The organism is Amycolatopsis sp. NPDC057786, from assembly GCF_042797905.1.
Lineage (GTDB): Bacteria > Actinomycetota > Actinomycetes > Mycobacteriales > Pseudonocardiaceae > Amycolatopsis.
Window position 1 is genome coordinate 21,571 of sequence record NZ_JBHVKW010000019.1, and the last position, 14,302, is coordinate 35,872.

A 14,302-nucleotide genomic window follows, 5' to 3' on the forward strand; every position below is an offset into this window, starting at 1 on the left:
TCTGTCCTCGGATCGACCAGTCAAGTCCGTGAGCCCGGATCGCCACCACCGCGTCAGAATCCACGGAACACGCCGTCGGCGCTCACCGACCTCGTGAAGTCTTCCCAGGCCATGTTCCCCAGGTTGATGTCGTTCTCCACATTCGGCAGCTCGGCGGACACCACCCGGAACGGTTGATGGTCATTTCGTCCGCGAGGAAGGAAACGATCGCACCAGTCGTTTGCTTCGCTTTCAACGCTTCGGCGCTCAAGTCCGCGAAAGCCGGGTCGTTCACCACGGCGACACTCGCCCGGAATCCCTCATCGCCGGGCGTCCGTAGTTCGTGGACCAGAGAATCCCAGAGCGAGCCGGCCGGTAACTCCGTCATGCACGCACCATAGCGACGGCAGGCCCGAGCGGCTTCGACGAATCACCGCGACGCGCTCAGCCGAGTTCCTGTCTTGCGGCGTCGTACTCCGCTCGCGCCTTCTGCACGGCCGACATCCGTTGTTCCGTCCAGTGAGCGAGGCCGTTCACCCGGTCCGCGGCTTCCTTGCCGAGTTCGGTGAGGGAGTAGTCCACCCTTGGCGGGATCACCGGTTTGGCGTCGCGGTGAACCAGTCCGTCGCGTTCCAGCGTTTGGAGTGTCTGGGCGAGCATCTTTTCGCTGACTTTGCCGATCTGCCGTCGCAGTTCGTTGAAGCGGTACGGGCGATCCAGCAGTGCTATCAGGACGAGTGTGCCCCAGCGGCTGGTGACGTGTTCGAGTACCAGGCGCTGCGGGCACATCGTGTCGCCGCCGGCGAGCCGGACGCGGTCCACCAGCGTCATCGCGGTTACCTCCATGCCAGTACCTTACTCCAAGGTGGGTACTTCCCAAATGGTGAGCATGGCTTCAAGGTTGGGCGCATCCACCCAGAAGGAGAAGTACGAGCATGAGCATCGTCGTCACCGGCGCAACCGGAAGCCTCGGCCGTTTCGTCATCGAGGGCTTGCTGGAGAAGGTCCCGGCCGAGCGGATCACCGCCGTCGCCCGTAGCCACGGGAAGGCCACCGATCTCGCGGCCCGCGGGGTACGGATCGTGATCGCCGACTACAACGAGCCGGAGACCTTCGACGGTCTGTTCACGGTGGGGGACAAGGTGCTCCTCATTTCCGGCAACGAGTTCGACAAGGGGCGCGTCGAACAGCACAAGATCGTCCTCGACGCCGCGAGGGCGGCCGGCGTGGCGCTGTTCGCGTACACCAGCGCGCCCGGAGCTCTGACCGCCGCGCTCGCGGACGACCACCGGGGTACCGAGGCCGCGATCCTCGAATCCGGTCTGCCGTACGTGTTCCTGCGTAACGGCTGGTACAACGAGAACTACACCGAGCGGCTCGCCCCGGTGCTCCAGACCTTCACCGTCACCCAGGCCGCCGGTGAGGGACGCGTCGCCTCCGCCGCACGGGCCGACTACGCGGCCGCCGCCGTCGCCGTGCTCATCGGAGAGGGCCACGAGAACAAGACCTACGAGCTCAGTGGCGACACCGCATGGGGTTTTGCCGAGTTCGCGGCCGAGCTGAGCAGGCAGACCGGCCGCGAAATCGCCTACAAGTCCGTCCCGGCCGAGGCTTTCTCCGAGATCCTGACCGGCAACGCCGGGCTCCCCGCACCGCTCGCCGCGAGTTTGACCGAGGTGGAGTTGGCCATCGAAATGGGTGAACTGGCGGGCACGGACGGCGAACTCGGCCGTCTGATCGGCAGGCCCACCACGCCGATCGCCGACTCGATCGCTCTCGCGCTGAAGGATTGACACGACTCAACGGGCCAGGCGCATGCCTGGCCCGCCTTCAATGGTTCGTCGCCTACACGCTGTCATCCGGGACGTATGGGCATGACTCACAGCTGTCCGGTGGTCCGCCCATCGTTCTGGCGGCTTTCGAGTTCTTTCAGGGAAAGCGTCAACCGGCGCAGGACGCTGCGCGTCTCCTGGAGCGTGTACTCGTCGAGGTCGGCGGTCGAGGTGACCTGTCGACGTGAGCGTTCGCTGACATCCCAGAGCTTCTCGAGCAGGGCGTGACCTGCCGGCGTGACGCCGACCTTGGGCGACCGGGGGTTATCCGGGTTCGGATGCCGAGTCAGGTGCCCCGACTCGACGAGGTCGTCGACCACGCGCTGCACTCCCTGGCGTACCTGTCCGAGCCGGCGTGCGATCTCCGGCACGGCGGACGGAGTCTCCGACACCACGCTCAGGACGTGCCAGCGCGCCACGGTGGTTCCTTCGCCGACGGCCTCACGCTCGCCGATCCTGCGGCTCAGCCCGGCCAGTTCGTACACGTCGGCGATCAGCAGCCGGTACGCCTCCACTGCTCCGCTCACCGTCACGTCACCTGTCTTCGCGTTGACAGCATGTTGTCACCGATGACAGTATACTGTCGTGGGGAGGTGAACAGGTCGGGTACCTGCCGATTTCAGGGCTCATGCTCCGTGAAGCGACAGGTCGAGCCGTGACTATGCCGTTTCGCACCGAGTCTCTGGATCAGTGCAACCACGGGGATCTGCTCAGGGTGGCCCGCACCGCGACACGCCGGGCCGCGGCTTTGCCGGCGAACGGGGTCGCCACGGTGATGCTCGTCGAGGAAATGGGGCTTCTGGGGCACACGCTCGGCGCCATCGACGGAATGCTCGAAGTGCTTGTCCGGGAACTGGAGCGACGAGCCGAGGCGGACGCGCTCGAAGTGACCGACGGTCCCTTTGCGGGAGAGCCCGCACAAGCCCTGGCCACGATGCGGCTTTGGGTCGAACAGGCGCGAGCCGCCTCGGCGGCGGGACGGCAAGCGGTCGAAAACGCGCATATCGCCGCCGCGGGCTTGGCCTCGCCCCGCTGACGTGGGGCTGGTCGTGCCCGATGCCGCCCGGCACGTACTGCTCTCCGGTGAGATCGACAAAGCTTGTCCGTTCTTGAAAATCTACGTATTGGATGGCGGAATGGGTGCGGTGAACGATCTGATCGACGTGCGCGTCGACGATGCCACGAGCGAGATTCAAGAGCTTATAGTGGGCCTTTCGGAAGCTCCCCGCGTGATCCCCACCGTGTACGGGTATGACGAGCGGGGTTCCGACCTGTACGCGCGGATCTGTGATCTGGAAACCTATTACCCGTATCGTACCGAGTGGGAGTTGTTGGCGGGCAACATCGACTCGATCTGTGGTCTCGTGAAACGAGACGAGATAGTCGAACTGGGTTGTGGTACCGCCACGAAATCCGAATTACTGCTGCGCCGGATGTCTTCCCTGTCGCCCGAGTCGCTGAGGTACGTGCCGATCGACGTTTCGGAAGAAATGCTGATGAGGACGTCCGCCCGGCTCGCCGGTTCCATCGACGGCCTTGAGGTCTGGCCGGTGGCCGGCGACTACCACAGTGGTTTGAAGGTCGTGGAGCAGCGGCCTGAAGCATCTCGGCTGTTCATGTTCATGGGCAGTTCGCTCGGCAATATGAGTGAACAGAAGCGGCATGAACTGCTGACCGGAATAAGGTCGGCAGGCAGCCGTGGAGACGTCCTGATGGTCGGCGTCGATTTCGACAAGTCGCAGTCGGCTCTCGAAACCGCGTACAACGATCCTCCAGGACACGACCTGTGGCACCACTTCCTGACCAACAGGTTGGCCTGCCTGAACCGGCTTTTCGGTGGCGACTTCGATCCGTCCGTCTTCCAGAGCAGGCTGAACTACAACACGGAGGCCTGCCGTATGGAAGCGCAGATATGGCCGAAAGTGGACGTCACGTTCACTCTTCCCGAGTTGAATCTGCGAGGTGTGATCAAGGCGGACGAGCGGGTCACCGTCGACACTTCGCACAAGTTCAAGGAAGACGAACTCGACGAACTGCTGGATGCCGTGGGAATGCGTATCATGGAATCCTACGAAGAGCCGTCCGTGAAATATGCCCTCCTGCTGGTGGAGATGACCTGACGTCGCTCGCTCGGGCGAGCGACGTGGATCGAGAGAGTGCGAGGATCCCACGATGATCACCGGCAGAACGACACGGCGTCCGGGTGGCGATCGGAGGGCGGTAGTGCCTTCCGATCGCACCGTGCTTCTGCTGCTCGCGCTCTACGCGTGCTGGGGTTCGGCGATTCCGGCGATGAAGCTGATGGTCGACACGATCCCGCCGGTCGGGGGAGCGGCGCTGGTCTTCCTGCTGGCCGGGATCGTGCTCGCCGGGGTGGCACGCAAGCGTCCGCGGCCCACGCGCCGGCAAGTGCGGACGCTGACGATCGCCGGCGTGCTGTTGCTGGTGGGCGGGCAGGGGCTCGCCACCGTGGCGCTCACCGCGGTGACCGCCAGCCTCGGCGCGATCCTCGCCGCGGCGATCCCGCTGTGGGTGGTGCTTCTCAGCGGTTTGACCGGGGTCCGGTCGACGATCGCGTCCTGGATCCGCCTCGTGGCAGGCTTCGGCGGGATCGTGATCGTCGTGCTGACGGCGCCGGGCAGCGCCATCGGCGGCGCTCCCTTGGCGGTGGCGGCGTTCTGTGTCGCACCGATCCTGTGGGCGGCGGGCAGTCTTCTGACGGCCAATGTCGAGCGTCCGCTCGATCGAGTCGTCGCGAGCGCGGTTCAATTGCTGGCCGGTGGAACGGTGTTGTTGCTGGTCGCGCTGGCGCTCGGTCAGCTCGATCCGGGTCGCTGGGCGGATATCAGCTGGACGTCGGCCTGCGCGGCGGTCTTTCTCCTCGTTTTCGATTCGCTTGTCGGTTTCATGCTTTACACACGCCTGCTGGAAAGCGCGCCGGCGCCGCTGGTCAGTACCTATGCCTACATCACGCCGCTTGTCGGCGCCGCGATCGGCGCGACCGTGCTTGATGAACCGCTGTGGATAGGTGCTTTCGTCGGCGGTGCCTTGGTGCTCGGCGCGGTCGCGCTCGAGTTGCGCGGGCGATGAGTTCAGAGCTGTCGCTGTGATGTACTCGCCGTTGCGGCAACGGCTTGGACTCCGACATCTTTCTGTCGCTTGCTCTTAATGTGGCGAGTGCCTTGTCAAGGTGGACTCCCGTCATCGGCATCGCGTTTGCGAGCGGCTGAAATAGATCCGATTGCCGAGTGTGCTTGTCGCTGGCTCCCGCTTGCCGTGTTCACCTTTTTGCCAATACGTCCAGGATGTGATTATGACTCATTGCGATCATGATGTCATCCGGAATGGTGGCCCTTGGTTGAGTGCAATAGAATCAATGGTGATCGGATGCCGCGACTACGAAATCATCATATTGATCTTGTTCGTTCGGCTCAAGGTGTGATGGTGTCAGAATTTCACGAAATAGCACCGTTGTCTGCTACACTCGCAGGCAATGGATCTTCTGGGGGTTCCGGATGGCGCGGCAATGGAAGGCGTGATTTCGTCCACGCCTTCCATTGTGGATCGAGTGCCTGGCCGTTCCAGGATGAATCCTCATCGGTCGGCCGAAACAGCATAGTCGACTGAATTGTCACAGTCGCACCGGTGAGCGCTGTCGTCATTTCTTCGTACCGTGAGCGGGGAGGTCGCGTGAAGTCGAACCAGGACGTCTCGGTCAAGCAGGAATCATTGGATCCGGTGGAGCTGGGGAATTCCGCACGGCGTGTATCCGGTGATGACGAAGCCGAACTTCCGCATTCGACGGCGCTGCAACGGCTCGTGCGTTCGCTCGAGGAAGAAGGACGACTGAGTCCTGTGGGACACAGTAGAGCGAGGAGGTCACTTGTGCGCTCGCTCGTCGAGCGTATCGAGACGACTCGTCGGCTCGCGGAGAAACCAGAGCTGGAACGAAGACGGATCCGGCCGGTCGTCATCACCGGGCTCCTGCGTACGGGAACCACCTTCCTGCAGCACTTGCTCGCGCGACACCCGCTGCTTCGTGCGCCGGCACTGTGGGAAATGATGGCGCCCGCCCGGCGTGATCCGCCGGAGGACCTGATCGCGCAGTGCGAGGCCTACGTCGCGGAGTACTACCGGCTGGCGCCGGAGTTCGAGCGCATCCATCCGTTGCGTGCCGGGTTTCCCGAAGAGTGTCATCGGTTGACGGCCAACACCTTCCACGATCCGATTTTCGCGCTGAGATACCACGTTCCCCGCTACGCGGAATGGCTGGACGGCCGGTCGATGGTCCCGGTGTACCGGTATCACCGCACCCAGCTGTCTGTCCTGCTGGATCGCGTGCCCGGCGACCGGATTCTCCTGAAAGGGCCGTCCCACCTGTGGTATCTGGACGACCTCGCCAAGGTGTACCCGGACGCGCTGGTCATTCGCCTGCACCGGTCCCCGGCGGTGGCGGTGGCGAGTGTCTGCAGCCTGACGTCCGTCGTGCGCGGGGCCAGCTCCGCGGACGTGGACGACCATGAGATCGGGGACTACTGGTTGAACCGGGTCGCCTCCGTCCTGGACGGTCTCCGCCGGGAGGACGGGCCGTTCCGGCAGCCGCTGCTGGATGTGCGCTACGCGGATCTGATCGGCGATCCGATGAAGGTCGTCGCCCATATCTGCGCGGCCGCGGATCTTCCGCTCACCAAGGACGTGCGTGCGCGCATGGACCGCTATCTGGCCGCGAACCGCACCACCGGCGGGCACTCCTACCGTGCGGAACGGTTCGGATTGTCGGCCGGTGCCTTGGCCGGACGATTCTCTGGCTACATCGAGGAATTCGCCGTCCCGAAGGAAGCCTGACAGAAGGGGAGCAACAGGGTGTCGGAGCCTACTCACCTGGAACGCGCACAAGCGCTCGTGCGTGACGTGAACAAGGACGCGGGTACGGATCCGCTGCGGATCGGCATCATCACACCACTGAGCGAGCCGGGAGACGCGACGGCCGGGGAACTGGTCACTCGCGGAGCCTGTCTCGGTGTGGAGTACGTGCGCGAGCACGGTGGCGCGCGTGACAACCGGCAGATCGAACTGGTCCTCTACGACGATCAGGCGACCGCTCGGACGGAAGGCATGTTCCGTTCCGCGGCCGGTCAGATGGCCAAGCTCGCACTGGTGGACGAGGTGGTCGCCGCGATGGGGCAATGGCACCTGCGGACCACGCCATGGGTGGTCGACATCGCCACGAAGTACGACGTGCCGATCTTCGTCGAGAACGGGTACAGCGAGATCACGGCGCAGAAGCGGCGCAATGTCTTCCGGTCCTACTTCAGTGTGGAGGACCGGGTGCCGCTGATGCTGGACTTCGCGGCTGAGCTGGGCATCCGCAAGGTGGGGATGGTGTGTGCCGACACGGCGTTCGGGCTGCACACGGGTAACAGTCTGGAAAGCTACGGCAGCACCGAACACGACATGGAGTTCTGCCGGTTCGACTTCGAGCAGGACGGCAAGACGGACTTCGCCGCCCTGCTCGGTGGAATCCGGGACTACGGACCGGACCTGCTGATCAACGGCGGTGTCATCCGGACCAATTACCAGATCTTCGGCGCCGCGGCGGAAGCGGGCCTTCTGCCCGGTACGCCGCTGATGGTCCCTTTTAGTTACCCCTTGCGGTCCAACGACTTCTGGCGCTCCACAGGGGACAGTGGGGTCGGCACGATGTGGCCGGCGATGCAGTACCGCCCGTCGTGGCCGGGGATGACCGACATCGGACGTTGGTTCACCGAACGATACCGGGAGCGGTACGGGGACTTCCCGCCCGACACCGCACTGACCCATTTCACCGACGTCACCATCGTCGCGGCCGCGAGTCGCGCGGCACGGTCCGCCGAGCGGGAAGACCTCATCGACGCGCTGGAGGCGATGGAGTTCGCGACTTGGCGTGGCCCGATCCGCTACGAGCGCGGACCCGCCCATTGGCACCACTGCTGTCCGGAACTGGTGTTGCTGCAGTATCAGAAGCGCGATCAGGGGTTCGACGAGTCGGCGATCATCTATCCGCCGGACAAGGTGACGGCGGAGTACCTGCCGCCTGCCGCCATGGACACGGTCTGATGCCCGCTGTCACGACCGTCGCCGACACCATGCTGCGAAGCCTCCGCGCCCACGGCGTGGACCGTGTCTTCTGCGTGGCCGGGGAGAGCTACCTCCCGTTGCTGGACGCGCTGTACGACTGCGCCGAGGTCGACGTGGTGGGCTGCCGGCACGAGGGCTCGGCCGGATTCGCGGCGCTGGCGGACGCCAAGCTCACCCGCCGTGCCGGGGTATGCCTGGTCAGTCGCGCCCCTGGTGCCGCCAACGCGGCGATCGCGGTACATGCCGCCGCCGAGGACGCCACCCCGCTCGTACTCTTCGTCGGGGACGTTCCCCTGCCGGATCTCGATCGCGAGACGTTCCAGTCCGGTCGTCCTCTCGGCGACCGCGCGAAAGCGGTGTGGACGCTGCACGATCCCTCGTCGACCGGGGAGACCGTACGGCGGGCGTTCCGGGTAGCGGAATCGGGGACGCCGGGGCCGGTCGTGTTATTCGTACCGGAGGACGTGTTCGACAGGGACGGCGCGGACGGCCCCGCGACACGGGTCGAGCTCGGCCGTGTGGTGGCCGACGGTCGTGAGCTCGACACGGTACGCGGGTTGCTCGGCTCGGCGCGGCGTCCGCTGCTCCTGGCCGGGTCCGCATTGGACACCCCGCAGGGGCGCACCCGGCTCCGCGAGTTCGCCGAGCGGCACGAGGTCGCGGTGCTCACCAGCAACAAGAACCAGCATCTGCTGGACAACCGGCATGCCTGCTACGCCGGTCATCTGCACAACGCCACCGGACCCGGGCAACTCGCCGAGTTCGACCGCTCCGACCTCGTCCTCGCGATCGGGACCAGGCTCGGTCAGACGACGACGAGGCAGCTGCGGTTCCCCCGCGGCCCCGAGCCCGGCCAGCCACTGGTCCATGTCCATCCGGACGCCGCCCGGATCGGCAGATATCACCAGGTCACCACCGGGTTCGCGATGGATCCGGCGGACTTCCTCGCGCAGCTGACCGACACCGATGTCCCCCGCCCGCGCCGCGACGAATGGTGCCTGCGGCTGCACCGGATCGAGGAGGAGAGAGCCCGCTGGATCCCGCCGTCGGACCCGGAGGTGGTCACGGCCGGGGACATCGCCGCGGCGCTCGACGAGCTGACCGGGGGCGCCGTCACGGTCGTCGTCGACTCCGGCACCTTCACCGGCTGGACGTACCGATACCTGCGGTTCGCCGGGAACGGCAGGCTGGTGGGCATCGATTCCAGCGCCATGGGTTTCGGACCCGGCGCGGCACTGGCGGTGGCCGCGCGGGACCCTGCGGTGCCCACCGTCGTGATCATCGGCGACGGCGGGTTCGGGATGAACGGCGGAGAGCTCGCCACCATCTGCGAACGTCTTCTCCCGGTGGTGTTCGTCGTGTCGGACAACGCGTCGCTCGGCACCATCCGGCTGCACCAGCGGCGGCGCTACCCGGACCGGGAGATCGCCACGGACCTGGCCAACCCCGACTTCCGGTTGCTCGCCAAGGCACACGGCGCGCTCGGGCTTTCCGCCGATACCCCCGCCGACGTACGCACCTGCCTGGCCAAGGCGCTCGAACATCCAGGGCCGTCACTCGTCGCGGTGCGCACCAGTCGCGAGTACCTCACCCCGGCGGCCGTCCCGCGATGACCGATTCCCCGAGCCGACGTCAACCCGAACCCTCGGAGAAGGCAGCCATGCGATTCCACGACTCGATGCTCGACCTGATCGGATCGACGCCCCTGGTACGGCTGAGAGCGGTCGCCGCCCGTTCCGGCGCGCTGGTGCTGGCCAAGCTGGAGCAGTTCAATCCCGGCGGCTCGGCCAAGGACCGGATCGCGGTCGGCATGATCACGGCGGCCGAACGAGACGGCCTGCTGCGTCCCGGTGGGACCATCGTCGAGCCCACGTCCGGCAACACCGGGATCGGGCTGGCCATGGTCGCCGCGCAGCGCGGTTACCGGTGCGTGTTCACCTGCCCGGACAAGGTCTCGCACAACAAGATCGCCGCGCTGCGGGCCTACGGGGCCGAGGTGGTGGTCTGTCCGGCGACCGTGTCCATGACCGACCCCGGGTTCTACCGGAACGTGGCCGCCCGGCTGGCCGCGGAGACCCCGGGCGCCTACTGCGTCGATCAGTACAACAACCCTGCCAACCCCGAGGCCCACTACACCGTGACCGGACCGGAGATCTGGGAGCAGACGGCGGGGCGGGTCACACATTTCGTGGCCGGGCTCGGGACCGGCGGCACGGTCTCCGGGACCGGCCGCTATCTGCACGAGGTGTCCGGTGGCACGGTCCGTGTTGTCGGCGTCGACCCGGACGGTTCGGTGTACAACGGCGACGAGTTGCGCCCGTACTACCTGGAAGGCGTCGGCCAGCCGAGTCTCCCGGCGGCCTTCGACCCGGCCGTCCCGGACGAGATCGTCACCGTCGGCGACGCGGAGGCCATCGCGCTCACCCGGCGCCTCGCCAGGGAAGAGGGGATCCTCACCGGCGGCTCGGGCGGAATGGCCGTCGCCGCGGCCTTACGGGTCGCCGAGCGTTCGGGTCCCGACGCGGTCGTCGTCGTCCTGATCCCCGATTCGGGCCGCGGGTATCTGAACACGATCTTCGACGAGGACTGGCTGGCCGTGCACGGGTTCACCGCCCCCGCCGAGGGAGTGCCGGTGGCCGCCGCGGTCCTCGGCCCCGGTCTGCCCGTGATCGCTCCGGAGGAGAGCCTCGCGTCCGCATGGCAACGCCTGCGGGACACCCGCATCGGTTACCTGGCGGTCAGTTCCGCCGCCGCGCCGGTGCGGCTCCCGGAGATCGTGGGGTTCGTCGCCGAACACGACATCGCGGTGCGCATCGCGTCAGGGCGCGCCCGATGGGACGCCCCGGTCGCCGACCACGTCGTCGCCACCTCACTGCCCCGGGTCGGCTGGGGGCAGGAACTCGACACCGCGGCGGCCTTCATCGCCGAACACGGCGCGTGCGTGGTGCTGAGAGACGGAATCCCGGCGGCGATCCTCACCGCCGCCGACGTCGCGAGCGCACTCGCACCGGATCACCCGCGGACAGGGAGCGCACTGTGACGAAGAACGTGATCGAGTTCGTGGACCCCGTCCACGGCACCAAGGGTTACCTCGCGTACCGCGGGGCCGTGCGGAGACTCGCGGCGGGCGGATGCCGGGTACGGTCCGGTATCGACGCGCGGACGCTGAGCACGCTCGCCGACCGGATGGCAGTCAAACAGCGAGTGCTCGGCCTCAATGTCGCGGGAGCCAAAAGCGGGCTCGACCTCGACCCGTCCTCGCCGGACAAGGACGCGATACTCAGGCGGTTCTTCGCGTTCCTCCGTGACGAGCTGGCCACTCGCTACAGCATGGGACCGGACATGGGGACCGCCTGGGCGGAACTCAACCGGCACGCGGCGGCGGTCGGCCTGTCGTCGATCAAGTACGCGATCAAGACCGCCCAGCGGCTCGATGCCGACCAGTTCGCCCATCGGATGGCGGTGCTCGAAGCGCCTGTCGACGGGCTCCCGGTCTCCGCGCGCCGGGCGGGACACGCCCTTGCCTACGCCGGTATCGGCGCGGCCAAGGCCGCCCGGTGCACCGGCCCGCTCACCGTGGCGTTGCAGGGCTTCGGGAATCTGGCCCGCGGCGCCGCCTGTGCCCTGTACGAGTACGGCGCCCGCGTGGTGGCGATCGGCGACGAACACGGCACCGTCGCCACGCCCGCCGGTCTCGACGTGCCCGCCATGCTCGGCCGTCCGGCCGGGACCCCCGTTCCCGCGCTGCCGTCCGGCGGCCGCCCCGCCGAGTTGTTCACCGTTCCCGCCGACCTGCTCATCCTCGCCGGTCCGGCGAACGCCATGAGTCCCGCGCAGGCCGCGCGTGTCGCCGTCCCGGCGGTGGCGGTCGGCGCGAACTGCGGGCTCACCGAACGCGTCGAGCGGAACCTGGAGCGGCGGGGTGTGGTGGTCATCCCGGACTTCATCGGCGGGATCGGCGGGTCCGCGTCGATGGAAGCACTGTTCGGTCCGCGCGAGTGTCCGGCTCCGAGGCAGGTACTCGACGCGCTCGCCCGCCTGATGCGCGATCTCCTCGCGGACCTGACCGAGGAATCGCGCCGCGAGAAGGTCGGTACCCGCGAAGCCGCGTTGCGGCTGGCCTCACCGGGCACCGCCGACCCGGACGCGCTGCCGTACGGCGGCTGTCCTTATCTGCGGGACTTCGTGCCCACCGCTCGCTGAATCGGAGGTTTGCCATGTCTGACGACTGTCGTCACGAACGCGGTCACATCACGGACTCGCAGTTCTACGGTGACCGATACGCCACCGCGGCCAGCAGGAGGATCTTCTGCGATGTCTGCCGCAAGCAACGCTGGCTCGACATCGAGGCGGCGCTGGCGTTGAGCCAGGCAGAGCTCGGGGTGATTCCGGCGGACGTCGCCGAGCGGATCGCCGCCGTCGCCGACCTCGACCACATCGACCTCGACCAGGTCCGGGTCGAGACCGCACGATCAGGGCACTCGCTGATCGGCCTGCTCCGCGCACTGGAGACAGCCTGCGGGGACACCGCTGGACAGTTCATCCATTACGGCGCTACGACCCAGGACATCCAGGACACCGGTCAGTCGTTGGAAGTCCGCGACGTACTCGACACCCTGGCGCCCGCGCTCGACCGGATCATCGCCAGTCTGACTCATACGGCCGAACTGCACGCCAGGACGATCGGGCTCGCACGCACGCACGCGCAGCCCGCACTGCCGATGTCCTTCGGGCTCAAGGTGGCAGGCTGGCTCGACGAACTGCTCCGCCAGCGTGACCGGCTCGTCCACCTCCGCGCGCACACCCCGACCGCGCAACTGTTCGGTGGTGCCGGGACGATGGCGAGCTTCGGCGGACACGGCCGGGCGACGCTGGAACGGTTCGCCGAGCGGCTGGGGCTCGTCGTCCCCGAACTCGGGTGGCACGTCGCCCGCGACCGCGTGACCGAATTCGTCAGCACGCTCGCGATGATCACCGGCACGCTGGCCCGGATCGCCGACGAGATCCGCACGTTGTCCCGTCCGGAGTTCGGTGAAGTCGAGGAATCATGGCGCGACGGCAAGGTGGGCAGCAGCACCATGCCGCACAAGCGCAATCCGGAGCGATGTGAACAGATCGTGGTACTGGCGAGGCTCGCCGCGGCGCAGTCGGGGCTCGCGCTGACCGCGATGGTCGGCGACCACGAGCGCGACGCGCGCTCGCTGCGACTGGAGTGGGCGTGCGTCCCGGACGTGTCGCATTACTGCCTCGCCGCGGTGGAAATCGCGACCGAGGTCGTCACCGGGCTGATCGTGCACCCCGACCGGCTCGGCGCCAACGTGGAGACGGTGACCGGCCAGGTGATGTCGGAACGGCTCATGTTCGCCCTCGGTGACCACATCGGCAAACAGCAGGCGCACGAATACGTCTACAAGCTCACCCAGCGGGCCCAGACCGACGGCATCCCGGTCCGGAAGCTCGCGGCCGAGGATCCGGCGATCACCGAGCGGTTCACCGATGCCGAACAGGAGCGTCTCTTCGAGCCGGCGAGTTACCTCGGTGAGTCACCCGAGCTGACGATGCGGGTCGTGGAACGCGCGCGGGCCGTCATCTCGTGACGGCCGCGGCGAAGGACGGCGTCGCGGTCGTCTCCGGCGCCGCTACCGGGATCGGCCGTGCCATCGCCGCGCGGATCGGCGAGCACCGCGGTATCGGCGAGGTCGTCATCGTCGGGCGTCGCGCGGACAGGCTCGCCGCCGTCGCGGAGCAGCTGGGCCCGCACGTCGTCCCGGTGGCGGCAGACCTGAGCGAGCCAGGGGGAGCGCGCGCGGTGCTGGCGGCGATCGGCGGACGCGTCGTCGATGTCCTGGTGAACAACGCCGGCGGCAATGTCGATCCACAACGGGTGCAGGAACTGGACGCGTTGCCCGAAGCCTGGCACTCGAACGTGCGCGCCAACGTGCTTCCCGCCGTCCTGCTCACCCAGGCGCTGCTTCCTTTGCTGCGCAGGCCCGGCGGCAGGATCGTCACGGTGGGGTCTGTCGCGGCGGAGCGGGGTCCGGCCACCTACGGCGGGGCGAAGGCCGCGCTGTACCCGTGGTCGACCGAGCTCGCCGTCCGGCTGGCGCGCGACCAGGTCACCGTCAACGTCGTCGCCCCGGGGTACGTGACGGACACGGAATTCTACGGCGAGCGCATGTCCCAGGAATTCCACGACGGCCGTGCGCGGCTGTCACCGATGAACCGCGGGGCGAGCCCCGGCGAGGTCGCCGCGACGGTCTGCCACCTCGCTGCTCCCGAAGCGGGCTTCATCACCGGACAGGTCGTGCACGTCAACGGTGGTGCGCTGCTGCCCCGTACCTGACGGCACCGACGCCATCGAGCGAGCACCGGAG

Annotated in this window: 13 protein-coding genes and 1 pseudogene; 11 read left to right on the top strand and 3 right to left on the bottom strand. The window is 67.2% G+C overall.

Annotated elements, in window-relative coordinates; all coding sequences use genetic code 11:
* Window positions 1-53: 53 nt before the first annotated feature.
* Both ACFVM3_RS13820 and ACFVM3_RS13825 read right to left on the bottom strand, forming a co-directional pair.
* Window positions 54-367, bottom strand: a pseudogene (locus tag ACFVM3_RS13820) (DUF6924 domain-containing protein).
* 56 nt (window positions 368-423) lie between these two features.
* A complete protein-coding gene (locus ACFVM3_RS13825; RefSeq protein WP_378438567.1) occupies window positions 424-825 on the bottom strand; it encodes a winged helix-turn-helix transcriptional regulator in 402 nt (133 codons plus the stop codon).
* 89 nt (window positions 826-914) lie between these two features.
* Between ACFVM3_RS13825 and ACFVM3_RS13830 the strand changes: the two genes are divergently transcribed.
* A complete protein-coding gene (locus tag ACFVM3_RS13830) occupies window positions 915-1,772 on the top strand; it encodes an NAD(P)H-binding protein (protein WP_378438569.1) in 858 nt (285 codons plus the stop codon).
* A gap of 86 nt (window positions 1,773-1,858) precedes the next feature.
* Here the strand turns inward: ACFVM3_RS13830 and ACFVM3_RS13835 are convergent, their stop codons facing one another.
* Window positions 1,859-2,338, bottom strand: coding sequence for a MarR family winged helix-turn-helix transcriptional regulator (locus tag ACFVM3_RS13835; RefSeq protein ID WP_378438571.1), 480 nt, complete (start codon window positions 2,336-2,338; stop codon window positions 1,859-1,861).
* Window positions 2,339-2,466: 128 nt separating this feature from the next.
* Between ACFVM3_RS13835 and ACFVM3_RS13840 the strand changes: the two genes are divergently transcribed.
* The 10 genes from ACFVM3_RS13840 to ACFVM3_RS13885 all read left to right on the top strand — a co-directional run bounded on the left by ACFVM3_RS13840 (window position 2,467) and on the right by ACFVM3_RS13885 (window position 14,271).
* Window positions 2,467-2,847, top strand: coding sequence for a hypothetical protein (locus tag ACFVM3_RS13840; protein WP_378438573.1), 381 nt, complete (start codon window positions 2,467-2,469; stop codon window positions 2,845-2,847).
* Window positions 2,848-2,860: 13 nt separating this feature from the next.
* Window positions 2,861-3,931, top strand: a complete 1,071-nt coding sequence (locus ACFVM3_RS13845) for an L-histidine N(alpha)-methyltransferase (RefSeq protein ID WP_378438575.1) — start codon at window positions 2,861-2,863, stop codon at window positions 3,929-3,931.
* A gap of 121 nt (window positions 3,932-4,052) precedes the next feature.
* Window positions 4,053-4,901, top strand: a complete 849-nt coding sequence (locus tag ACFVM3_RS13850) for an EamA family transporter (RefSeq protein WP_378438577.1) — start codon at window positions 4,053-4,055, stop codon at window positions 4,899-4,901.
* A 795-nt stretch (window positions 4,902-5,696) separates the two neighbouring features.
* A complete protein-coding gene (locus tag ACFVM3_RS13855; RefSeq protein ID WP_378438579.1) occupies window positions 5,697-6,656 on the top strand; it encodes a sulfotransferase family protein in 960 nt (319 codons plus the stop codon).
* Window positions 6,657-6,674: 18 nt separating this feature from the next.
* The gene (locus tag ACFVM3_RS13860; RefSeq protein WP_378438580.1) at window positions 6,675-7,907 is read left to right on the top strand and encodes an ABC transporter substrate-binding protein; all 1,233 of its coding nucleotides are present in this window, start codon (window positions 6,675-6,677) and stop codon (window positions 7,905-7,907) included.
* On the top strand, window positions 7,907-9,541 hold the full coding sequence (locus ACFVM3_RS13865) for a thiamine pyrophosphate-dependent enzyme (RefSeq protein WP_378438582.1): 1,635 nt from the start codon (window positions 7,907-7,909) through the stop codon (window positions 9,539-9,541). The genes ACFVM3_RS13860 and ACFVM3_RS13865 overlap by 1 nt, the downstream gene beginning before the upstream one ends.
* Before the next feature lie 47 nt (window positions 9,542-9,588).
* Window positions 9,589-10,968, top strand: a complete 1,380-nt coding sequence (locus ACFVM3_RS13870; protein WP_378438584.1) for a pyridoxal-phosphate dependent enzyme — start codon at window positions 9,589-9,591, stop codon at window positions 10,966-10,968.
* Window positions 10,965-12,131, top strand: coding sequence for a Glu/Leu/Phe/Val dehydrogenase dimerization domain-containing protein (locus ACFVM3_RS13875; protein WP_378438586.1), 1,167 nt, complete (start codon window positions 10,965-10,967; stop codon window positions 12,129-12,131). The genes ACFVM3_RS13870 and ACFVM3_RS13875 overlap by 4 nt, the downstream gene beginning before the upstream one ends.
* Window positions 12,132-12,145: 14 nt before the next feature.
* Window positions 12,146-13,525: an adenylosuccinate lyase family protein gene (locus tag ACFVM3_RS13880; protein ID WP_378438588.1), complete on the top strand. Its 1,380-nt coding sequence runs from the start codon at window positions 12,146-12,148 to the stop codon at window positions 13,523-13,525.
* Window positions 13,522-14,271, top strand: coding sequence for an SDR family NAD(P)-dependent oxidoreductase (locus ACFVM3_RS13885; protein WP_378438590.1), 750 nt, complete (start codon window positions 13,522-13,524; stop codon window positions 14,269-14,271). The genes ACFVM3_RS13880 and ACFVM3_RS13885 overlap by 4 nt, the downstream gene beginning before the upstream one ends.
* Window positions 14,272-14,302: the final 31 nt, after the last annotated feature.

Bases quoted from the DNA above. Each gene is read 5' to 3' on its own strand.
- ACFVM3_RS13830 (WP_378438569.1), top strand. From the start codon at position 915: ATGAGCATCGTCGTCACCGGCGCAACCGGAAGCCTCGGCCGTTTCGTC.
- ACFVM3_RS13870 (WP_378438584.1), top strand. From the start codon at position 9,589: ATGCGATTCCACGACTCGATGCTCGACCTGATCGGATCGACGCCCCTG.
- ACFVM3_RS13825 (WP_378438567.1), bottom strand. From the start codon at position 825: ATGGAGGTAACCGCGATGACGCTGGTGGACCGCGTCCGGCTCGCCGGC.
- ACFVM3_RS13865 (WP_378438582.1), top strand. From the start codon at position 7,907: ATGCCCGCTGTCACGACCGTCGCCGACACCATGCTGCGAAGCCTCCGC.
- ACFVM3_RS13880 (WP_378438588.1), top strand. From the start codon at position 12,146: ATGTCTGACGACTGTCGTCACGAACGCGGTCACATCACGGACTCGCAG.